This window comes from Nonomuraea sp. NPDC049625 (assembly GCF_040675285.1).
In the GTDB taxonomy this organism is placed as follows: domain Bacteria; phylum Actinomycetota; class Actinomycetes; order Streptosporangiales; family Streptosporangiaceae; genus Nonomuraea; species Nonomuraea angiospora_A.
The window spans coordinates 24,332-44,211 of sequence record NZ_JBFAOQ010000016.1 but is presented as its reverse complement, the minus strand read 5'-3'; the positions used below and the strand labels follow the sequence as shown (position 1 = coordinate 44,211).

At 69.5% G+C, this 19,880-nt stretch carries 21 protein-coding genes; 7 read left to right on the top strand and 14 right to left on the bottom strand.

From position 1 onward, the window contains the following. Position 1: 1 nt before the first annotated feature. From AB0J87_RS48050 to AB0J87_RS48030, 5 genes are all read right to left on the bottom strand, one after another. Positions 2 to 601 (bottom strand): ATP/GTP-binding protein, encoded by a 600-nt coding sequence (locus AB0J87_RS48050; RefSeq protein WP_350742709.1) that lies wholly within the window; start codon positions 599 to 601, stop codon positions 2 to 4. Next, positions 582 to 983 carry a DUF742 domain-containing protein gene (locus AB0J87_RS48045; protein ID WP_363978570.1) on the bottom strand — a complete coding sequence of 134 codons (402 nt, stop codon included), beginning with the start codon at positions 981 to 983 and terminating at the stop codon, positions 582 to 584. The genes AB0J87_RS48050 and AB0J87_RS48045 overlap by 20 nt, the downstream gene beginning before the upstream one ends. Next, entirely contained in the window at positions 980 to 1,411 is a 432-nt protein-coding gene (locus AB0J87_RS48040) for a roadblock/LC7 domain-containing protein (protein ID WP_350742758.1), read from the bottom strand. Before AB0J87_RS48040 ends, AB0J87_RS48045 begins: the two co-directional genes overlap by 4 nt. Then, complete coding sequence (locus tag AB0J87_RS48035) at positions 1,411 to 3,822, bottom strand: nitrate- and nitrite sensing domain-containing protein (protein WP_363978567.1); 2,412 nt, start codon at positions 3,820 to 3,822, stop codon at positions 1,411 to 1,413. The genes AB0J87_RS48040 and AB0J87_RS48035 overlap by 1 nt, the downstream gene beginning before the upstream one ends. Positions 3,823 to 3,965: 143 nt before the next feature. Next, the gene (locus AB0J87_RS48030; protein ID WP_363978564.1) at positions 3,966 to 5,315 is read right to left on the bottom strand and encodes an arabinofuranosidase catalytic domain-containing protein; all 1,350 of its coding nucleotides are present in this window, start codon (positions 5,313 to 5,315) and stop codon (positions 3,966 to 3,968) included. 453 nt (positions 5,316 to 5,768) lie between these two features. Here AB0J87_RS48030 and AB0J87_RS48025 point away from each other — a divergent pair, with 453 nt between their 5' ends. Then, on the top strand, positions 5,769 to 6,167 hold the full coding sequence (locus AB0J87_RS48025) for a hypothetical protein (RefSeq protein WP_363978561.1): 399 nt from the start codon (positions 5,769 to 5,771) through the stop codon (positions 6,165 to 6,167). 147 nt (positions 6,168 to 6,314) lie between these two features. Further along, positions 6,315 to 7,304, top strand: a complete 990-nt coding sequence (locus AB0J87_RS48020) for a S66 peptidase family protein (protein WP_363978558.1) — start codon at positions 6,315 to 6,317, stop codon at positions 7,302 to 7,304. An 8-nt stretch (positions 7,305 to 7,312) separates the two neighbouring features. Here the strand turns inward: AB0J87_RS48020 and AB0J87_RS48015 are convergent, their stop codons facing one another. Then, entirely contained in the window at positions 7,313 to 8,698 is a 1,386-nt protein-coding gene (locus tag AB0J87_RS48015) for an MFS transporter (protein ID WP_363978555.1), read from the bottom strand. Positions 8,699 to 8,762: 64 nt separating this feature from the next. On the opposite strand from AB0J87_RS48015, the gene AB0J87_RS48010 reads away from it, so the two are divergent. Both AB0J87_RS48010 and AB0J87_RS48005 read left to right on the top strand, forming a co-directional pair. Continuing rightward, a complete protein-coding gene (locus AB0J87_RS48010) occupies positions 8,763 to 9,485 on the top strand; it encodes a helix-turn-helix transcriptional regulator (protein WP_363978552.1) in 723 nt (240 codons plus the stop codon). 71 nt (positions 9,486 to 9,556) lie between these two features. Then, positions 9,557 to 10,195, top strand: a complete 639-nt coding sequence (locus AB0J87_RS48005) for a class I SAM-dependent methyltransferase (protein ID WP_363978549.1) — start codon at positions 9,557 to 9,559, stop codon at positions 10,193 to 10,195. A gap of 81 nt (positions 10,196 to 10,276) precedes the next feature. Here the strand turns inward: AB0J87_RS48005 and AB0J87_RS48000 are convergent, their stop codons facing one another. After that, a complete protein-coding gene (locus AB0J87_RS48000) occupies positions 10,277 to 10,678 on the bottom strand; it encodes a hypothetical protein (RefSeq protein WP_350742213.1) in 402 nt (133 codons plus the stop codon). A gap of 168 nt (positions 10,679 to 10,846) precedes the next feature. Between AB0J87_RS48000 and AB0J87_RS47995 the strand changes: the two genes are divergently transcribed. Next, positions 10,847 to 11,281: a MarR family winged helix-turn-helix transcriptional regulator gene (locus tag AB0J87_RS47995; RefSeq protein ID WP_350742211.1), complete on the top strand. Its 435-nt coding sequence runs from the start codon at positions 10,847 to 10,849 to the stop codon at positions 11,279 to 11,281. Then, positions 11,278 to 11,622, top strand: coding sequence for a nuclear transport factor 2 family protein (locus tag AB0J87_RS47990; RefSeq protein ID WP_192789116.1), 345 nt, complete (start codon positions 11,278 to 11,280; stop codon positions 11,620 to 11,622). The genes AB0J87_RS47995 and AB0J87_RS47990 overlap by 4 nt, the downstream gene beginning before the upstream one ends. Positions 11,623 to 11,698: 76 nt before the next feature. Here AB0J87_RS47990 and AB0J87_RS47985 read toward each other — a convergent pair whose 3' ends face one another. Together AB0J87_RS47985 and AB0J87_RS47980 are read right to left on the bottom strand one after the other, a co-directional pair. Then, positions 11,699 to 12,493, bottom strand: coding sequence for a carbon-nitrogen hydrolase family protein (locus AB0J87_RS47985; RefSeq protein WP_363978545.1), 795 nt, complete (start codon positions 12,491 to 12,493; stop codon positions 11,699 to 11,701). A gap of 10 nt (positions 12,494 to 12,503) precedes the next feature. Continuing rightward, complete coding sequence (locus tag AB0J87_RS47980) at positions 12,504 to 13,235, bottom strand: aldolase/citrate lyase family protein (RefSeq protein WP_363978542.1); 732 nt, start codon at positions 13,233 to 13,235, stop codon at positions 12,504 to 12,506. 58 nt (positions 13,236 to 13,293) lie between these two features. Here AB0J87_RS47980 and AB0J87_RS47975 point away from each other — a divergent pair, with 58 nt between their 5' ends. Then, positions 13,294 to 13,974, top strand: coding sequence for a GntR family transcriptional regulator (locus tag AB0J87_RS47975; protein ID WP_185069639.1), 681 nt, complete (start codon positions 13,294 to 13,296; stop codon positions 13,972 to 13,974). Here AB0J87_RS47975 and AB0J87_RS47970 read toward each other — a convergent pair whose 3' ends face one another. From AB0J87_RS47970 to AB0J87_RS47950, 5 genes are read right to left on the bottom strand one after another with little or no spacing between them, the layout of a single operon-like run. Further along, on the bottom strand, positions 13,975 to 15,636 hold the full coding sequence (locus AB0J87_RS47970; RefSeq protein ID WP_363978539.1) for an ABC transporter ATP-binding protein: 1,662 nt from the start codon (positions 15,634 to 15,636) through the stop codon (positions 13,975 to 13,977). Next, complete coding sequence (locus AB0J87_RS47965; RefSeq protein WP_363978536.1) at positions 15,633 to 16,433, bottom strand: creatininase family protein; 801 nt, start codon at positions 16,431 to 16,433, stop codon at positions 15,633 to 15,635. The genes AB0J87_RS47970 and AB0J87_RS47965 overlap by 4 nt, the downstream gene beginning before the upstream one ends. 13 nt (positions 16,434 to 16,446) lie before the next feature. Then, positions 16,447 to 17,316 carry an ABC transporter permease gene (locus AB0J87_RS47960; protein ID WP_350742199.1) on the bottom strand — a complete coding sequence of 290 codons (870 nt, stop codon included), beginning with the start codon at positions 17,314 to 17,316 and terminating at the stop codon, positions 16,447 to 16,449. Between the two features lie 2 nt (positions 17,317 to 17,318). Beyond that, entirely contained in the window at positions 17,319 to 18,263 is a 945-nt protein-coding gene (locus tag AB0J87_RS47955) for an ABC transporter permease (RefSeq protein ID WP_363978533.1), read from the bottom strand. Beyond that, a complete protein-coding gene (locus tag AB0J87_RS47950; protein WP_363978530.1) occupies positions 18,260 to 19,705 on the bottom strand; it encodes an ABC transporter substrate-binding protein in 1,446 nt (481 codons plus the stop codon). The genes AB0J87_RS47955 and AB0J87_RS47950 overlap by 4 nt, the downstream gene beginning before the upstream one ends. Positions 19,706 to 19,880: the final 175 nt, after the last annotated feature.

The window sequence follows — 19,880 nt, the reverse complement described above, 5'->3', positions numbered from 1 at the left end:
GTCAGGCCACGGGGTGCGGTGCGGTGCGGGGCCGGGCGGCCAGCAGGTGGTCGATGAGCGCGAGCAGCACGTCGCGGGCCGCCGTCCGGTCGCGGGCGTCGCAGAGCACCAGCGGCACCTGCGGGTCGAGGTCGAGCGCCTTGCGGATCTCCTCGGGCGTCCGGTCCTTGACGCCGTGGAAGCAGTTGACGCCGACGACGAAGGGGATGCCGCGGCTCTCGAAGAAGTCGATCGACGCGAAGCTCACGTCCAGCCGCCGGGTGTCGACCAGGACGACCGCGCCCATCGCCCCGTGCACCAGGTCGTTCCACATGAACCAGAAGCGTTCCTGCCCGGGGGTGCCGAACAGGTAGAGCACCAGCTCGCGGTTGATGGTGATGCGCCCGAAGTCCAGCGCGACGGTGGTGGTGGACTTGCCGCTCACGCCGTCCAGATCGTCGACGCCGACGCTGGCGTGGGTGAGGTACTCCTCCGTACGCAGTGGGGCGACCTCGCTCACCGCGCCGACCATGGTCGTCTTCCCGACGCCGAACCCGCCGGCGATCAGGATCTTCACCGCCAGGGGAGCGTCGTCCCCTTGGTCAGAGCTTGCGTAAGCCATCCCTCACCGCCTCAAGAATTGTCACATCGGGAAGACCGCCGCCCGCCTGGGCGAAGGCCAGCGGTGGCCGGGCCCGCATCTGACCGTTCTCGATCAGGTCGCCAATGAGGATCTTGGTCACTGACACCGGGAGGTTCAGCGCCGAGGCGACTTCGGCCACCGCCAGCGGCCGCTCGCACAAGGCGAAGATGGTGCGGTGCTCCGGCTGCATTCGCCGCAGCCCGCGTCCGGTCTGCGAGGAGACGCCGGAGAGCGAGGTCACCAGCGTGATCAGCGTGAGGTCGTCCCGTTCTGGGGCGGTCCGTCCGCCGGTGATCGTGTAGGGGCGGACAAGGGACTCGTCGGCGTCATCGTCGTCGAACCCCTCGGTCCAGTGCTTCATCCGCGTCTCCCCGCGTCATCGGCCTGCGGGGTACGCGCGTCGGTGCCCAGCTTCTGGCCGACCTGCTGGACGAGGGTGTGCATCGCGACGCTCATCAGCTCGGCGTCCACCTCCTGGGAGGCGACCACGGCCAGATGGGTGCCGCGGCCGGCGGTCGTGATGAACAGCCACAGCTCGGCCATCTCGATGATGACCTGCTGCACCGGTCCGCCGCTGAAGAGCTGCCCCACGCCGCGAGCCAGGCTCTGCTGGCCGGTGGCGATCGCGGCGAGGCGTTCTGCGTCCGAGCGCTCGATGGTCCGGGACCGGCTGATCACCAGGCCGTCGTCGGACAGCACGATGGCGTGCCGGGTGCCCGCGACCTGATCGACCAGACCGTCCAGAAGCCAGTCCAGGTCTGCGTTGGTGGCGGTGGTTCGCTGCGTCATCATCGATCTTCCGTCGTGGGTGAGCCGGGCGCGGGGGGTCCGTCCGGCCGGGGCTGGAAGGCGTCATCACCGGTCCGGCGCCTGCGAGACTGCCTCTGGAACGCGCCGATTGTCGCACTGGATCGGCCGGGCTGCTCGCGTGGGGCCCAGGCCTCCTGCTCGGTCTGTTCGTCCCCGTTCGCCGGGACCTTGAGCTCGGTGACCAGGCTGGCCTGGCGCACCCGCTGGGGCAGCGGCCGGCGGGCGGACGGTGGGAGCGCGTCGTCCGGGATTCCGGTGGGCGCTGTCACGTACGCCATCGCGCGTCCCCTGGAGCGGGTCGGCAACTGCCCGTCCGCCGGTTCCTCCTGCGGGCGAGGCTCCGGACGGGCCGCCTCCGGGGCCGGCGCCGGGGCCGGGGCCGGGGCCGGGCCGGTCTCCTCGGGCACCGCCCGCGGACGGTCCACCACCAGCGCTTCCGGGAGCAGCACGATGACCCGGGTGCCGCCGAAGGCCGACGACCGCAGCTCCACCTGGAGGCCCAGGCTCGCGGCGAGCCGGGCGACCACGTACAGGCCGAGCCGGACGTCGTCGGCGTGGGTCATCACGTCGAGCTGCGGCGGCGACTTCATCAGGGCGTTGGCGGCGGCGTACTGCTCGGCCTCCATGCCCAGGCCTCGGTCCTCGATCTCCACGGCGACGCCCCGGCTGACCGGTGCGGCCCGCACCTCGACGGGGGTCATCGGCTTGGAGAAGGTGGTGGCGTTCTCCATGAGCTCCGCCAGGACGTGGACGAGCGGTCCCACCGCGCGCTCGCTCACCCAGGACTCGCCCTCGACGTCGATCGAGATCCGCCGGTAGTCCTGGACCTCGCCCTGCGCGGCGCGCAGCACGTCGAGCAGGTGCACCGGCTTGCGCCAGCGGCGCTGCGGCTGCCCGCCGCCGAGGATCACCAGGTTCTCCTCGTAGCGGCGCAGCCGGGCGGTGAGGTGGTCCAGGTCGAACAGGCCCTCCAGCACCTCGGGGTCCTCGTGCTTGCGTTCCAGCTCGTCGAGCTTCTTCAGCTGCAGGCCGATGAGGATCTGGGTACGGCGGGCGATGCGCTGGAGCATGCGCTGGAAGCCGCGGTGCTGTTCGGCCTGCCGCACGGCGGTGAAGACCGCGCTGCGGCTGGCCAGGTTGAGGGCATGCCCCAGCTCGCCGAGCTCGTCGGGGGTGGGCTTGAGCATGTGGATTTCCGCGTCCACGTCGACGTCCTCGCCGCGCTCCAGCCGGGCGACCACCTTGGGCAGCCGCTCCTGGAGCTCCTGGGCGTCCTCACGGAGGTGGAGGATGCGCCGGCGAAGAATGGAGGTGAGACGCCAGCTGGTGAAGATCACCAGGCCCAGGGCGAGCAGGCCCACGCTGGTGACGCTGATGAAGATGACGAAGAGCATGCCGGCGTGGTCGTAGCCGACCTTGCTGACGTCGGCGAGCCGGAGCCGCAGGAGCTGCGTCACCTGCTCGGTGACCGTGTCCACCGAGGAGCGCCATTCGGTGCTGTCCCCGCGCAGGGTCACCTGGTTGCCGCCCGAGGGGGTCAGCCGCTCCTCCAGCGCGGTCATGGCCGTCCACGCCTTGCCGGTGATCAGCGTCTCGTACCGCTTCTCGTCGCCGATGAGGCTCGGGATCACCTGGGAGCGCATGAGGTGCTTCCTGGTGCCGGCGGCGTCGGTGACGAGGCCGTACTCGTCCCTCGTCAGGTGCCCCGACTTCCAGCCGCGGGCCAGGACGGCGTCCTCGCGGCCGATCAGGTTGACGACCCAGAACAGGTCGACCAGGGTCTGCGCGCTGCTGTTCACCTCGCCCTCGTCGGTGTGGCTGAGGACGGTCAGCACGCGCAGGTCCGACTCGATGACCCCGCTGTAGTAGTCGAACGCCTTCTGCGGGCTGGCCCAACCGGCGTCCACCGCCCGGCGCTGCTCGTCGAGGAGGTTGAGGCTGCGGTCGGTACGGGAGATGGCGTCGCCGAGCCCCTCCGGCCCCTTGGCGGTGTCCAGGGCCGTCAGGGGACGGAAGGCGCTCACGGCCTGGTCGGTCACCGCGCGCTGCTTGGCGAGCTTGCCCGCCGCGGCGCCACCGGGGTCGGCCTGCGTCTCCGCGGTGAGCAGCCGTTCCTTGTCGAGGCTGAAGAACAGGTCGGACGCGGGAGCGCCGACGGTCTTGGTGGCCAGATCCATCTGGGCCTTCTCGGCCCGCCACTGGGAGGACAGCTGGAACATGCCCGAGGCCAGCAGCGGGGTGAAGGTCAGGCTCGGCACGAACACGATGATGAGCAGCACCGTACGCAGGGGCAGCCGGCGGGCACCGGCCAGCCGTCGCGGCTGGGACGACGCGCTCCCGTCGCCCACGGTCTCCGTCCGCCGTCGCCCGGCCCTGCCCCATCCAGCCACGTGGAGGACACTCTCCTCACCAATCGGTGACAATCACCCAACTAGGCGATTGGTGCCTGATAGTAGCCATACGGCAGTTGAGTCGAAAGCCCCGCTTTCCCGGGCTTTGCCGCCCCCGGCGTGGGCCGGGGGCGGCGGCGGGTTCACCTGTAGCCGGCGGCGACGATGTTGGCCTGCACCGCGTTCTCGGTGGCGTCCGTCGGATAGCCGGAGGTCATCACGCCTTCGTAGAAGGTGCCGGCGGAGCCGTGGCTGTTGTCTCCGCCGATGCCGAGGATGATGGCCCCTTCCTTCTTCATCGGGTTGTAGCCCGCGACGTTGGGACGTGCCCCGTTGTAGTAGGTGGACAGGTTGCCCGACTGGGCATTGCCGGCCCGGATCGACCAGTGGTTCGGCTCGCCTTTCACGATGGCGGTCAGGTAGCGGTGGTTGACGGTCGGGTCGTTGGCGTTGTAGCCCGGGTTCACCCCGGAGAACAGGCCGTTCTCCAGGTCGGCCATGACCCAGGGGCCGTTGCCCGTGCCGTAGCCCCAGACCTTGATGTTGCCGAAGTAGATGGCCTCCATGGTGCCGTTGCCGTTGTCGCGGCTGTTGGTCTCGGCGTTGCCGTAGTCGAAGCAGCAGCCGCCGTTGTAGTGCGTGCCGTCGAAGATGGCGTACATGCCTTCCGGCTGGTCTCCCCTGGCCACGCCGTTGGTGTTGTTGTTGCGGTAGCCGGTGCCGGGGGCCACGAACACGCCGTACGCCTTGTGGCCGTTGACCGTGGTCGGCGCCGCGGTCGCGTTCGCGAGGTTGTCGTATCCGCCCGGAGCCGGGCCGGGGAACCCGCCGGGAGGCGCCTGGGTGAGGTGGTTGCCGCGGCCGGACTGGTCGTAGATGACGGTGATGAGGCAGGTCGTGCCGGCGCAGAACGAATCCTGCGTGGCGGCGTTGGCGTACCCGCCCGCGCTGAGCAGGCCGATGTTCTGGGTGGCGTTGTCCGAGGAGCGCCGTACCTGGTAGAGCGAGCCGTTGTAGGAGGCGTACAGGGCGCGGGTGGTGCTGTGCGCCGCCACGCACGGCGTGCCGCCCGCGGCGTAGATGTCGCACGGCTGGTTCGACGACGGCGGCGGCGTGACGGTGGGGGTGGGGGTGGGGGTGGAGACGCCGCCGGTGCAGGTGACGCCGTTCAGGGCGAAGCTCGACGGCACCGGGTTGGAGCCGGTGTACGCCCCGTTGAACCCGAAGCCGGTGCTGCCGCCGCTGGGGATGCCGGCGTTGTAGCTGACGTTGGACACCGTGACCTGGGAGCCGGACTGGGTGTAGGTGCCGTTCCACAGCTGGGTGATGGTCTGACCGGCGGGGAACGCCCAGGTCAGCTTCCAGCCGTTGATCGGGTCACCCAGATTGTTAACGCTAACATTTGCGCCGAAGCCGCCGGGCCACTGGTTGGTCACCGTGTAGGTGACCTGGCAACCGGCTGCGACGGCCGACGCGACGTGCGTTCCGGCCAAACCAACACCGGCCGTCAACAGCGCGGCGACGGCCGCGGCCGACAGTTTCCACCGTCGGCGGAAAGAGCTGACATGTCGCACTGGTGTTTTCCCATTCTCCGAGAGGTGGTCGAGCCGACGGTCCTCGGCGGGGAGCGATTAGTCAACGAGCCCGGCTCCCCTCGATTCCGGATCCCCGCCGACCTGGGGCTCGGTAACTCGGGGAACCGGTCGGAGGGAAACTTTCATCCGTTTCTTCGGCAACGATCGGTAGATCGCTCGGGGCTGCTGTGGCGGATGCGCTCAAACACAAAAATCGTGATTACATATGACGCTTGGGCTTTGACGTGCTATTTGCGATTAACGAGGTAACTGAGAATATCTGTATGGGTATGTCCGGTTCCATCTGAGTGTCCGCTGAAACGGCGGATGCCAGGTTCCGGACCGATCTATCCATGAACGGAAACGAGACACGTGAACACCAACAGTCGGCGGACGCAAGGGCGGCTCGCAGCACTAGCTATCACCGGCGCGGTCGCCGGTGTCATGCTCCTTCCACTGGGCCAGGGGGTGGCCTCCGCGAGCGCGGCCGGCGGCCCGCCGGCACCGCGTAAGGTGACCCGCGTGGTGCAGCAGGCCGCGCCGAGGGTCGTCAGCCACGAGAAGCCCGTCTTCATTCCTCGGTTCATCCGGCAGGGGCGCGAGCGCGTCTTCGTCGACGTGGAGAACCGCAACCGCAACCTCAACAGGCACGAGCGCCGGCGCGAGCACCGCCACCACGAGCACCAGGACAATCACAAGAACGATGGCACCTGGACCGACAACTCCGCCACCGAGACCCCGGAGTGGTCGGAAGACACCTCGGCGGAGTGAGGGGTCCTTCCGCTGAGACCGCGGCCGGCGCCAGGTGAGAATCGTTCGCGCCTGCTCGGTGACGGTGGACGATATCGGCGTCGAGGAACAATGGAGCGGTCTATTCCATTGTTCCCGACGCCGAACTCGGCGTTAGGCTTCGGTCGTATGGATGTGATCTCTCCTCCCAAGCTGAACGCAGGCGACGTCGTACGAGTGGTGGCCCCGGCCATGTCCCGCGCGATGGTCATGGAGCACGACCACACCGACCTCATCAGGTCCCGGTTCGCCGAGCTCGGCCTGACGCTCTCCTACGGCGCCCATGTCGATGAGCGGGACGCGTTCGACTCGTCCAGCGTCGCCTCGCGGGTCGCCGATCTGCACGAGGCCTTCGCGGACCCGTCGGTGGCGGCGATCCTGACGGTCATCGGCGGCTACAACTGCAACGAACTCCTGCCGTACCTGGACTGGGAGCTGATCCGCGCCAACCCGAAGATCTTGTGCGGCTACTCCGACATCACCGCCCTGCAGAACGCCATCCTCGCCCGCACCGGGCTGGTCACCTACTCCGGTCCGCACTGGTCGACGTTCGGGATGCGGGATCACTTCGAGGAGACGCTGCGCTGGTTCACCTCGGTCATGTTCGACACCGCTCCGGTCGCGCTGACCCCGGCGGCGCGGTGGACCGACGATCTCTGGTTCCTCGACCAGGACAAGCGCGAACCGATCCCCAACGAGGGATGGTGGCCGCTGCGGCCCGGCACCGCCGAGGGACGCATCGTCGGCGGCAATCTGTGCACACTGAACCTGCTGGCGGGCACCCCGTACATGCCATCCCTCGACGGCGCGATCCTGATCGTCGAGGACGACTTCGAGTCGCACCCGGCGAAGTTCGCCCGTGACCTGACCTCACTGCTGCAGCTTCCCGACGCCCCGAAGATCCGAGGACTGGCCGTCGGACGGTTCCAGCAGGCCAGCCGCATGTCCCGGCCGCTGCTGGAACAGATCATCGCCACCCAACCGGTGCTGAGCCGCGTCCCCGTCCTGGCCAACATCGACGTCGGCCACACCAACCCCCTGGCCACCTTCCCGGTCGGCGGCCAGGCCCGGCTCGCCGTCACCGACACCGAGTCGGACCTGACGCTGCTCCGGCACTGACGCCCGGATCAATGTGCGGGGCGGAGGGCGAAGACGGCCAGCGCGGCGGCGATCAGGAAACCGAGGCCGCCGACGGTGACGTCGGCGTGCAGGCCCGCCACGAGACCGCCGCCCGCGACCAGCGTGCCGACCAGCGCCACCCCGATCGCGCTGCCGGTCTGACGGGCGGCGTTGAACACCGCGGAGGCCGCCCCGCCGAGCTCGGGCGGCGCCGCCTCCATGATCGCCGCGGTGGCGGCCGGCATCGTGAAACCGGTCCCGAAGCCGGTGAGCATCAGCGGTACGACCAGCGCCCAGTAGCTCGTGCCGGCGTCGGCCGGCAGCCAGCTCAGCAGCCCGATGCCGCCGATGACCAGCCCGTACGCCATCGGCGGGCGCGGCCCGGTGCGCGCGGCGACCCAGCCGCTCAGCGGCGAGGCGATCGGCGGCATCAGGGCCATCGGCAGCATCGCCAGCCCGGTCGCCATCGCGTCGAGGTGGCGTACCTGCTGGAAGTACAGCGGCACGACGAACAGCAGGCCGTAGAAGCCGAGGTTGAGCAGCACGCCGATGGCGGCCGAGGCGGAGAAGCGGCGGCTCGCGAACAGCTCCAGCGGCAGCATCGGCGCGCTCGCCCGGCGTTCGAGCAGCAGGAACGCCGGCAGCGCGAGCACGAACAGAGCAAGCCCGCCCAGCACCACCGGCGAGGTCCAGCCGCTCGCGCCGGCCTCGATCAACGCCGCGGTCAGCCCGGCCAGGCACAACGCCCCGGCCACCTGCGCCGGCACGTCCAGCCCCCTGCGCCCCATGCCCCGCCCTGCCCGGCCGGGGACGTGCCGTACGGTGAGCAGGACGCCGAGCAGGCCGAACGGGATGTTCACGAAGAACACCGCCCGCCAGCCGATCGCGGACACCAGCACGCCGCCGAGCACCGGCCCCGTGCAGGCGGCGATCCCCGCGACCATGCCCCACACGCCGAACGCCCGCGCCCGCGCCTCCCGCTCCGGGTACGCGTCACGCAGCAGCGCCAGCGAGGCCGGCACCATGGCCGCGGCACCGGCGCCCTGCACCAGCCGGGCCCCGATCAGCGCACCGGCCGACGTCGCCAGCCCGCACCAGGCCGAGGCCAGGGTGAACACCGCCAGCCCGGCCAGGAAAACCGGCTTCCCGCCGAGCCGGTCGTTGAGCCCGCCACAGAACAGCAGCAGCCCGGCGAACGCCAGCGTGTAGCCGTCGACGACCCACTGCAGCTCGGTCAGCCCGGCGGGCAACCTGGCGCCGATCACCGGGATCGCCACGCTGACCACGGTGACGTCCAGGATGACCAGGAAATATCCGAGACAGAGCGCGATCAGCGGTGACCAGCCCGCGGTCCGCGAGAGGGACGCGGTCGGCTCTCTCGTTGTAGGGGTCATGCCTTCAGTCTGGAACGGAACTACTACGGTGAACGCCGAACTGTCGTCGTCCTAGACTGGCCCCATGTGGAAGACCGCCACGGAGGCCGACATCGCGCACGTCGCGGCGGCCATCGGCGATCCGACCCGGACCAAGGTGCTGCGCGCCCTCGCCGACGGCGGCGTGCTGCCCGCCAGCGCGCTGGCCGCCGAGGCCGGGGTGAGCATGTCCACGATCAGCGGCCACCTGACCAAGCTGCGCGAGGCCAAGCTGCTCACCGTCGAGCACGACGGCCGGCACCGCTATTACCGCCTGGCCAGCACCGACGTGGCGCGGGCGCTGGAGGAGCTGGCCAGGATCGCCCGGCCGCTGCCGGTCACGTCGCTGCGGGAGGACGTCCGCAACCAGGCGCTGCTGCGCGCCCGGCTCTGCTACGACCACCTCGCCGGGCGGCTCGGGGTGGTGCTGCTGGCCGCGCTGGTGGACGGCGGCGTGCTCGCCACCGCCGCGAACGGCTACCGGATCACCCCGGCGGGCCTCGGCAGGCTGGGGGAGTTCGGGATCGACGTCGAGGAGTTCTCCCGGCGGCGACCGGCGATCCGCTACTGCGTCGACTGGGGCGAGGGCCGCCACCATCTTGCGGGCGCGCTCGGCGCGGCCATCGCGACCCGGTTGTTCGCGCTGGACTGGCTGCGCCGCGGCCGGGCCCGCCGGGTCGTCCAGCTCACCGACGCGGGCCGCACCGGCCTCCACGAGGCCTTCGGCGTCCCTCTCGACTGGGACACCCCGCAAGCCGCACCTCGCTGATCCGGGCCGGTCGGGGTGCCGAGGATCGGGTGCGTACGACGGCGCCGGTCAGGGGTCTAGAGTCATCCACCGTGACCGAAACCCCCTCCTATCTGACCACGACGGCGGAGGCCTACGACGCCGTCGCCGTCCTGTACGCCGAGCTTTTCCATGATGCGCTCGACCGCCAGCCCCTGGACCGCGCGGCGCTCGCCCCGTTCGCGGAGCTCGTGCGAACCGGCGGTGCCGGGACCTCGGTCGCCGAGGTCGGATGCGGCCCCGGGCACATGACGGCGCACCTCCGGGACTTGGGGCTGGACGCCTTCGGCATCGACCTGTCCCCAGTGATGATCAACCTTGCCCGTGAGGCCCACCCTGACCTGCGTTTCGAGGTTGGTTCGATGGACGCCCTCGACCTGGCTGACGGGGAGCTGGGCGGCATCCTGTCCTGGTACTCCGTCATCCACATTCCGCCGCAGGAGTTGCCGCCGTACTTCGCCGAGTTCCACCGGGTGCTGGCCCCGGGCGGCCACCTCCTGCTCGGCTTCTTCGAATCCGACGGCGGGCCGCTGGTGTCGTTCGATCACAAGGTCACGCTCGCCTACCGCTGGCCGATCGACGACCTCGCCGAATTGGCGCGCGCGGCAGGGTTCGTCGAAGTGGGACGAATGCTGCGTGAGCCCCAAGAAGGCGAGCGGTTCCGCCAAGGCCGTCTGCTGATGCGTAGGTAGTAGTTCCGACAGACGGATGAAGGCCACTTCCTGATCTCAGGAAGTGGCCTTCGACGTGCAAGCGCTAGACGCGCCTCCGGCTCAGCTGCAGCGCGCGACCCGGCTCACGGAGTACGGCTTGTAGGCGGCGGCGTAGAACTTCTTCTTGCCCTTGGTGTGGGCGTTGACGGTCATGCAGCGGTACTTGGCGGCCTTGTCACCGACCGAGCCCTTCCTGACGAACATGATCTTGACACTGACCTTGTGGCTGCAGTGGTTGTTGAAGTAGATGGTCGCGGTCGTGTTGCCCTCACCCCAGGAGTAGTTGGCCCACTTGCCCCTGGGCTTGGAGCAACTGACGCTGTCGCGCTCGATCCCGGCTCGGGCCGACGCCGCACCAGCCTTGGTCGCGGTGGAGGCCGCGCTTGCCGGTGCCGAGGACAGCAGCAGAGCGGCCGTGGCGGCGGAGCCGAGGAGAACGGATACGAGCTTCTTGCGAGTCATGCTTCAACCTCATGAAGGTAAATAGATCTTGACAAAAGCACCATACCGGTCGTCCGAATCATGCGTAAAGCCGCCCCCTCACCATCCGTAGAACAGCCGGTTACGCAGCGCCGTCCGAAGTCCAAGCTTTCTCTTGATAACATCAAGAGTTGAGGCTATAAAGAGATAGTGCATGAAGAGACGTCGGAGGACACGTTCTTCCGTGAGCTCGGAGGGGCCTGCGCCGAGCTGCGGCAGGCATTCGCCCGGCACGTGGGCATGAGCCCCCACCGCGTACAGCTGCTCGTCCGGCTGTGGCGTGACGGCGAGACCAGCCACAGCGACCTGCGCCGGACCCTGGGCATCGACGGTGCGAGCGTCACCCGGCTGGTCAAGGAGTTCGAGGCCGAAGGGCTGGTCGGTCGCCGCCTGGACCCGGCGGACAACCGCTACACCCTGTCCGCGCTGACCTCCGCCGGCGAGCGCGTCGCGGCCGATCTGGAGCGATCGCACCAGGCGTACCAGGAACGGCTTCTCGACGGCGTCACTCCGCAACAGCAGGAGATCGTGCTGGGCGTTCTACGCCGCATCCGCGCGAACATGATCGAGCAGGAGAGCCGATGACCGAAGACGTGCGGGCCGCTGCCCGGCGCATGTACGCGGCGTTCAACGCCCACGACCACGCCGCCACGGCGGAGATCTTCACCGCGGACTTCTACAGCCACCCTCTGGACACGACCGGCCCCGAGAGCGTCACCCGGTCGTGGCAACGGTTCCACGAGACCTTCCCGGATGCCCGGGTCGTCGTCGAGGACATGGTCGTCGAAGGGGACACGGCCGCCGTCCGTACGAGCGTGCACGGCATTCCCGGGCGGCAACCACCGACCATGCTGGAGATCTTCCGCGTGCGCGACGGACGGATCGCCGAGCTGTGGGGGCTGTCGTCGCTGCGACGCGACTCCTGACACAGCGGTTCGGCGCACGGCTGTGGCGCCGAAACCGCGTGACGTCTCTTCCCTGGTCCGATCCACTGAGCCCGGCTCAGGCGGGGAGCACCTTGAAGCGGCGGTTGGCCAGGCTCGGGTTCTTGGCGCGTACGGCGCGCAGCCGCTCAGCGCCGATGACGGCCGACGCCACTCCCGGCGCCTCGCCCGCCGACGCCACCACCGTGCCCATCGGGTCCACGACCGCGCTCTGCCCGGTGCAGACGGGGCCGGTCTGGCCGCTGGCCAGGACGTACGCGGTGTTCTCGATCGCGCGGGCGCGGACCAACGTGATCCAGTGGTCCTCCTTGGCGGGCCCGGCGACCCACGCGGCGGGTACGACGAAGGCCTCGGCCCCGGCGTCGACCAGGAACCGGGCCATCTCCGGGAAACGGAGGTCGTAGCAGGTCAGGACGCCGAAAGTGAGGTCGTCCAGGGTGAAGACGAGCGGTTCCGGCGCGTGCGCCTGCACCCGGTCGGACTCGCGGTAGCCGAAGGCGTCGTAGAGGTGCACCTTGCGGTAGACGCCGAGCTGGTCGCCGCCCGCGTCCACGGCGAGCACGGTGTTGCTGGGCTTGCCGCGCTCCCCGGCCGGCGCCTCGGTCATGCCGGCGACGACGGCGATGCCGTGCTTCTTCGCCAGCGCGCCGATGGCGGTCGCGAAGGGCCCGTCGAGGGGCTCCGAGTCGGGGACGATGTCGGCCGTCACGTCCGGGTTGGAGTACATGGCGTTCTCCGGCAGGACGACGAGCCGCGCCCCTTGGGCCGCCGCCTGTTCGATCAGCCCCGTGGCGGCGTCGAGGTTGGCGGACTTGTCGGTGGTGGCGCTGAACTGTCCGACGGTGACGAGCATGCAGGGTCTCCTAGTGGGTGAGTTCGTGGGTCTGGTCGAGCGCGGCCTTGAAACCGGCCATGATGGCGCCGTGCTCCATGGTCAGGACGAGCTGGTCGGCGCCGTTCTCCAGGGCGAACGCCTTCTCCTCCGGCGACCACGCGGGCAGCACCCAGGGTTTGCCCGCGGCGCGGGCCGCGTCCGCCACGATCTTGAGGTCGGCGAAGTCCCCCTCCGAGCGGGAGTAGGCGCCCCGGCCGCGGCGGATGGACAGGTCGCTGGGGCCGATGAAGACGCCGTCGACCGTGTCGAGCGCGAGGATGTCGTCGATCTGCTCGATGGCGCCCGCGTCCTCGATCATCGGGTAGACGCGGGTCTCGCGATCTTGGCGTACGATCCACTCGTCGTCGAACCCGCCGTACCGCGCCGTTCGTCCGCCCGCGAAGCTTCTGTCGCCCAGAGGGGGGAACTTCCCGAAGGCGCAGACGGCGGCCGCGTGCGCGGCGCCCTCGATGTGGGGCACGACGACGGCGGTGGCGCCGAAGTCGAGGGCCTGCTGGATCGGCCCCCGCTCGGGCCCGAGCACCTTGGCCAGCACCTCCAGGCCGAGACCACGGAGGAACGGGATGAAGCGTTCGAGGTCGGCCAGGTCGAAAGAGCCGTGTTCGATATCGAGCACCACCGCGCCGTAGCCCAGGTCGGCCACGATCTCGGCCGCGGCGAAACTCGGACCGGACAGCCAGGCGGCGTATCTCCGCTGCAACGGATACTCCTTCTCACGGTTAGTATACGCTGTGTATACACACGAACGTGGGGGTGGCATGAACTGGGAACCGGACATCGCGCCGGCGGCTACCGCGGGCGAGCGCGCCTACCGATGGACGCGCGAGGCGATTCTCGGCGGCCGGTTTCCCGAGGGGTCCTTCCTTGAGGAGAAGCTGGTCTGCGACGAGGCCGGCGTGTCGCGCACTCCCGTCCGTGAGGCGTTCCACCGCCTGGCGGCCGAGAAGTACATCGACCTCCTGCCCAGGCGCGGCGCGCAGGTGCGCAGCGTGACGGCTGCCGAGTTGTTCGAGACGTACGAGATGCGGCTTGTGCTCGAGATCCACGGCTTCCGGATCCTGTGCGACAAGAAGACCGACATCCCGCAGGAGCTGTCGGCGCACCTGGACCTGATGGAGGATCCGGACATGGTGGCGCGGTGCAGGGCGGGCGACCGCGACGCGATCGCCGAGCACGCCAAGATGGACTTCTTCTTCCACTTCGCGTTCGTCAGGGCGACGGGCAACACCGTGCTGACCGACCTGTTCAGCAGCCTCCAGCCACGGCACCAGCGGATCGGGGTCAGCGCCGTGGCGGCGCGCCCCGACCGGCTGGCGGTCATCAACCCCGAGCACCGCACCCTGCTCGCGGCCCTGACCATGCACGACTTCGACACCGCCGAACGCACCCTGCGCAACCACCTGCGGCCCGACGAGCGGGTGGTCTCCCACCTGAGGTGATCACCTGGCGATCGCCCGCCACAGCTCGCGGCGCTCGGCCTGCTCAGCGGGGTCGGGCACCGGCGCCGCCGCGACCAGCCTCCTGGTGTAATCCGTCCGGGGATCGTTCAGCACCTCGCGGGCCGGGCCGTGTTCGACCATCCGCCCCTGCTGCAGCACGGCGACGTCGTGCGAGAGCAGCTCGACCACGCCCAGGTCGTGGCTGATGAACAGACAGGAGAAACCGAGCCTGTCCTGCAGCTCCTGGAACAACCGCAGCACCGTGGCCTGCACGGAGACGTCCAGCGCCGAGGTGGGCTCGTCGGCGATGAGCAGCTCGGGCTCCAGCGCCAGCGCGCGGGCGATCCCGACGCGCTGCCGCTGGCCGCCCGACAGCTCGTGCGGGAACCTGCCGGCCCAGTTCCTGGGCAGCTCCACCTGGTCGAGCAGCTCCAGCACCCGCTCGTGGACGGCGGTGCGGCCCGCGTACCGGTTGATGATCATCGGGGCCGCGATGGAGTCGCCGATCGACCGGCGCGGGTCGAGCGAGGACCCCGGGTCCTGGAAGACCATCGAGTACTTCCTGCGGAACCCGCGCAGCTCCCTGGCGCCGAGCCCGGTCACGTCACGTCCGCAGATCTCGATCGTGCCGGACGTGGCGCGGACCAGCCCGACGATGGCCCGGCCGATCGTGGACTTGCCCGAGCCCGACTCGCCCACCAGGCCGAGGACCTTCCCCTTCCCGATCTCGAAGCTGATGTCGTGCACCGCTTTGAACCCTTTGCGGCCCAGCCGCCCCGGGTACTCGACCTGGAGGCCGGCGACCCGCAGCGTGGCGCCCTCCGGCGTGTCGCCGCCGGACGGCGCCGGCTCGGCCTGGCCGCGCCGGGGCACCGCGGACAGCAGCTTGGTGGTGTACTCGTGCCGGGGTTCGGCGAACAGCCGGGCGACCGGGGCCTCCTCCACGACCTCGCCCTGCTTCATCACCACCACCCGGTCGGCCAGGTCGGCGACCACGCCCATGTCATGGGTGATGACCACGACCGCCGAGCCGAGGTCCTTCTGCAGGCGGCGCAGCAGCTCCAGGATCTCCGCCTGCACCGTGACGTCGAGGGCCGTGGTCGGCTCGTCGGCGATGATGACCTCGGGTGACCAGGCGATCGCCATCGCGATCATCGCGCGCTGCCGCTGGCCGCCGGAGAGCTGGTGCGGGTAGCTGTCGATCCGCGACTCCGGCTCCGGGATGCCGACCTTCCTCAGCAGCTCCAACGTACGTGAGCGGGCCTCGGCGGCCGGTACGCGCTCGTGGCACTGGATCGCCTCGATGATCTGCTCGCCGATGGTGTAGACCGGGTTCAGCGCGGTCATCGGCTCCTGGAAGATCATCGCGATCCGCTTGCCCCGGATGTCGCGCAGGGCCTCCTCGCCGAGGTCGAGCAGCTCGGTGTCGCCGTACCGGATGCTGCCGCGACGGCGCGCGTTCTTGGCCAGCAGCCCGAGCACCGACATCGAGCTGACGGACTTGCCCGAGCCGGACTCCCCGACGAGCGCCACCACCTCGCCCTTGGCGACCGTGAAGCTGACGTTCTTGACGGCGGGCACCCACGTGCCCGCGATCTGGAAGTCCACCGAGAGCCCCTCGACTGAGAGGATCGGCTCGGCGGGACTCGTGCCGGTTGTCATGCGTCCCTCGAGGTGTTCCGGTCGTATTCCTGTATGTAGGCGGAGCAGAAACCGATCACCCGCTCGATCCAGATCTCGCCCGTCTTCGCGTTGCCGAGACTCACGTCGCCGGTGCAGCCGGTCGCGCTCACCTCGGAGAAGTCCCACAGGACGGTCCCGCGCACGTCGTGCCCCGGGATCGCCGCCTCCGTGTAGCTCGTCGGGGTCCAGCCGCTGCCCGACGCCAGGCCGCCCGAGACGGCCAGCTCGCTCTGGACCTGGTCGGGGAACATCGCGAGCATCGCGGAGTGCTCGGGCTCCGCGCCGTGGCCGTACGCCGTGGCCGGGTCGTCGTAGACGTCCCGCATGAGCGCGTAGCCGAGCTGCCACGGGTACAGGTGGCCGACGAGAACGCCCAGGTCATGACGTGCCTGGAGGCCGGCGTCGATGACGGGCCCGACGTTGCCGCCGTTGTTGTTGATGATGATCACGCGACGGAAGCCGGACTGCACCAGAGCCTCGATGATCTCGTACGTGACGGCGCGCAGCGTCGCCGGGCTCAGCGAGAGGTTGCCGTTGAAACCGCGGAAGACCCCGGAGTGCCCGTAGTGGAGGGCGGGCGCGACATAGCACCCGTTCTCCTTCGCCAGCTTGTCGGCCACCCATTCCGCCACGATGGAGTCCTCGTGGATCGGCAGGTGCGGGCCGTGCTGCTCGACCGCGCCGATCGGCAGCAGGATGATCGGGTCCCGTTCCGCCAGCTCCTTGACCTGGGTCCAGGACAGCTCGCCGAGCCTGTGGGTGGAAGGGAGGGTCATGAATGCGGTCCTTTCAGTTGGTGCCACGGCGCCGCGGGTCGAGCAGGTCGCGGATGCCGTCCCCGAACACGTTGAGCGCGAGGACGACGAGGATGATGAGCACGGACGGATAGAGCAGCAGCGTCGGCTGGACCTCCAGGAAGTCGCGGCCCGAGCCGACCATGGTCCCGAGCGAGGGCAGCGGCGGCTGCGCGCCGAGGCCGAGGAAGCTCAGCCCGGCCTCCATCTGGATGGCGAAGCTCACCGACAGGCTCAGCTGGACGATGATGGGCGCCGCCACGTTCGGCAGGATCGTCCCGACGAGGATTCCCGCGGGCCGCGCGCCCATGATCTTCGAGGCTTCGACGTACTCCAGGTTCCGGATGGCCAGAACCTGGGTGTAGACGATCCTGGTGAACCTCGGGATGTACAGGACGCCGATCACCAGGACGACGTTCACCAGGGCCGGGCCCATGATCGCCACCACCGCGATGGCCAGCACGATCGGGGGGAAGCTCAGCAGGACGTCGATCCCGCGCATGATGATCGTCGAAGCCCAGCGGCCGACGTACCCGGCCACGAGCCCGAGCGCGACCCCGATGACCGCCGCCACCAGCACCGCCGACAGCGCCACCCCGAGCGACACCTGGAGCCCGACCAGCAGGCGCGACAGGACGTCGCGCCCGAAGTCGTCGATGCCGAGCACGGAGGCCGAGGTCAACGGCTTGCCGACGATGTCTCGGTAGTCGTACGGCGCGATCAGCCTGGCGAACAGCGTGACGATCGCGATCAGCAGCAGGAAAGCGCCCGCGACGGACGTCCGGCGGTTGGACAGCATGCGCCGGAGGAAGGTCCTCCTGCCGGCGCTCTCGATCGCAGGCGCGCCTGACAGCACGGTGGCCATGATCAGTTATCCTCCGCCCGGGGGTCGAGTGCCCTGGCGACCAGGTCTCCGACCAGGTTGACCAGGATGACGATGGTGGCCGCGGCGAGGACGACGGCCTGGATGACGGGATAGTCGCGCTGTCCCACGGCGTTCATGAGCAGGGAGCTCATCCCCGGCCACCCGAAGATGGTCTCGACCAGGACCGTGCTCCCGATCAGCGTCGTCAGCTCGACCGTCGTCGCGGAGACGACGGCGAGCAGCGCCGTACGCAGCGCGTGCCGGTTGATGACGTGCTTCTCGACCAGGCCCTTCGCCCGAGCCGTGCGGACGTAGTCGGCGTTGAGCGTCTCCAGCATCGACGCCCTGGTCATCCTCGTCACCACCGCGCACGAGGCCGCCGTCAACGTGGCCACGGGCAGGATGAGGATCTGCAGGTGGGCGAGCGGATCGTCGAACGGCGAGGCGAACCGGCGCGGCGGCAGGATCGGGATGAAGAACGCGAACACCAGCAGCAGCAAGGTGCCGATCACGAACACGGGCAGCGAGATCCCGAAGATCGACCCGGCGACCAGCGCGTGGTCGGCCGGTTTGTCGGCGCGCGTGGCGGCGATCCGGCCCAGCGCGATGCCGACCACCAGCGAGATCGCCAGCGCGATGAGGACGAGCTCCAGCGAGTTGCCGATCCGGGACGGAAGGTCCTGCATCACCGGGCGGCCGCTGATCAGCGAGGTGCCGAGGTCGCCCTGGACCAACCGGGTCCAGAACCCGACGAACTGGCTGAAGAACGGCTCTTCGAGGTGCATCGCGGCCCGGGTGGCGGCGACCTGCTCGTCGGTGGCCGCGTCGCCGAGCACCGCCCGGGCCGGATCGCCGGGGATGAGCCGTACGAGGAAGAACACGATGGTTCCGACGAGGAGCAACTGCAGGATCGCCTGGGCGAACCGCTTGGCCAGGAAACGCCTCACGCCGTCTTCTCCATCCAGGTCCGGCGCAGGGCCGTGGCGGTCCAGGCGCCCTTCGGGGGGTGCTCGTAGCCCTTGACGTGGTTGTAGTGGGCCTCGCCCTGCTCGCGGCGGATCGTGTACGTCATCGGGACCAGCTCCAGGGCCCGTTTCTCGACGTCCAGGTAGATCTCGTTGCGCAGGCTCTGGTCGGAGCTCCTGCGTGCCTGGGTCAGCAGCTCGTCGATCTTGTCGTCGGCGAAGTCGAGGTACTTGGCGAAGGCGCCGGTGCTGCCGATGAAGTCGCCGAGCGAGGCGGGATCACCGAACTTCGGCGCCGTCCCCCAGGAATGGACGGGGAAGACCTTGGTCGACACGCTGGAGCGGAAGGTCAGCCACTCCTGCTGGGTGAGGTTCACGTTCAGTCCCGCTGCGCGCAGGCCGGGCAGCATCGCCTGCGCGGGCCTGGCGATGACCGAGTACGAGCTGGTGGTCACCACCGGCAGCGTCAGGCCCTCCTGCCCGGCCTGTTTGAGCAGGAATCGGGCCTGTTCCGGGTCGTAGGGCATGGAGCCGGCGAGCTGGGGCGCGTACGGGGCGAAGGTCTCCGACATCAGGGCGCCGTCCATCGGCTTGCCGTGCCCCAGCAGCGCGGTGTCCAGGACGGACTGCCTGTTGATCGACATCGCGATGGCCTTGCGGACGCGTACGTCGTCGAAGGGGCGCCGGCTGGTCACGAAGCCCACGAAGCCGAACCCGAAGGTCTTGTCCGAGACGAACCGCAGCCGCGGGTTCTCGGAGATGACGCCGACGTGGGTGGCGGGGACGTAGTCGATCATGTCCACGGTCGCCGTGCGCAGCGCCGTCACGCGGGCGTAGTCGTCGCCCATCGGCTGGAAGACGATCCCGTTGAGGTACGGCAGGCCGTCCTCGAAGTAGTTCTCGAACCGGACGTATGTGGTGCTCACCCCCGGGATGCGCTCCACGAACCGGAACGGTCCGGTGCCCATGACCTGCGTCTTGGTGTTCGCTCCCGACTCGATCCACTTCCTGGAGATGATGTTGGTGGTGGGCGCGGCCAGGGCGAACGGGAAGGCCACGTCGGGCTGCTTGAACCGGAACACCACGGTGGTGGCGTCGGGCGCCTCGACGGAGGCCACCTGGTCGAGCAGCGGCGCGGACGCCGCCGCGGTCGCCTTGTCCATCATGCGGCGGAAGGAGAAGACCACGTCGTCGGCGGTCATCATGGACCCGTCGTGGAAGCCGACCCCGGGGCGCAGCTTGACCTTGTAGGTCAGCTCGTCGGCCCAGCCGAACTCGCTCGCGAGATCACCGACGATCTCTCCGGCCCCGTTGTACTGGACCAGCCCGTTGTAGGCGAGCTGGCGCAGGTAGTCGGAGGCGCTGCCGCTGGTGAGGTGGGGGTCGAGGTTGGCCGGGTCGGTGGAGAGACCGAAATACAGCACCCCGCCGCGGTTCGGTCCACCGCCACGCTCGCCCGGGCGGATTTCCTGCATCGATAGGGGCAAGGTCTCTGGGCTGCCGCAGGCCGTCAGGGCAGCTGCCCCCAGCGTGGCTACGCTTCCGGCGAGAAATCCTCGCCTGCTGATCACTGCCATGACATCTCCGCCTCGTCAGGGC

Coding starts and splice junctions, on each gene's coding strand:
- AB0J87_RS48045 (WP_363978570.1), bottom strand. CDS start 983: ATGAAGCACTGGACCGAGGGGTTCGACGACGATGACGCCGACGAGTCC.
- AB0J87_RS48000 (WP_350742213.1), bottom strand. CDS start 10,678: ATGACTCGCAAGAAGCTCGTATCCGTTCTCCTCGGCTCCGCCGCCACG.
- AB0J87_RS48020 (WP_363978558.1), top strand. CDS start 6,315: ATGGATGTGATCTCTCCTCCCAAGCTGAACGCAGGCGACGTCGTACGA.
- AB0J87_RS47985 (WP_363978545.1), bottom strand. CDS start 12,493: ATGCTCGTCACCGTCGGACAGTTCAGCGCCACCACCGACAAGTCCGCC.
- AB0J87_RS48050 (WP_350742709.1), bottom strand. CDS start 601: ATGGCTTACGCAAGCTCTGACCAAGGGGACGACGCTCCCCTGGCGGTG.
- AB0J87_RS47990 (WP_192789116.1), top strand. CDS start 11,278: ATGACCGAAGACGTGCGGGCCGCTGCCCGGCGCATGTACGCGGCGTTC.
- AB0J87_RS48040 (WP_350742758.1), bottom strand. CDS start 1,411: ATGACGCAGCGAACCACCGCCACCAACGCAGACCTGGACTGGCTTCTG.
- AB0J87_RS47960 (WP_350742199.1), bottom strand. CDS start 17,316: ATGGCCACCGTGCTGTCAGGCGCGCCTGCGATCGAGAGCGCCGGCAGG.
- AB0J87_RS47965 (WP_363978536.1), bottom strand. CDS start 16,433: ATGACCCTCCCTTCCACCCACAGGCTCGGCGAGCTGTCCTGGACCCAG.
- AB0J87_RS48015 (WP_363978555.1), bottom strand. CDS start 8,698: ATGACCCCTACAACGAGAGAGCCGACCGCGTCCCTCTCGCGGACCGCG.
- AB0J87_RS48010 (WP_363978552.1), top strand. CDS start 8,763: ATGTGGAAGACCGCCACGGAGGCCGACATCGCGCACGTCGCGGCGGCC.
- AB0J87_RS47970 (WP_363978539.1), bottom strand. CDS start 15,636: ATGACAACCGGCACGAGTCCCGCCGAGCCGATCCTCTCAGTCGAGGGG.
- AB0J87_RS47975 (WP_185069639.1), top strand. CDS start 13,294: ATGAACTGGGAACCGGACATCGCGCCGGCGGCTACCGCGGGCGAGCGC.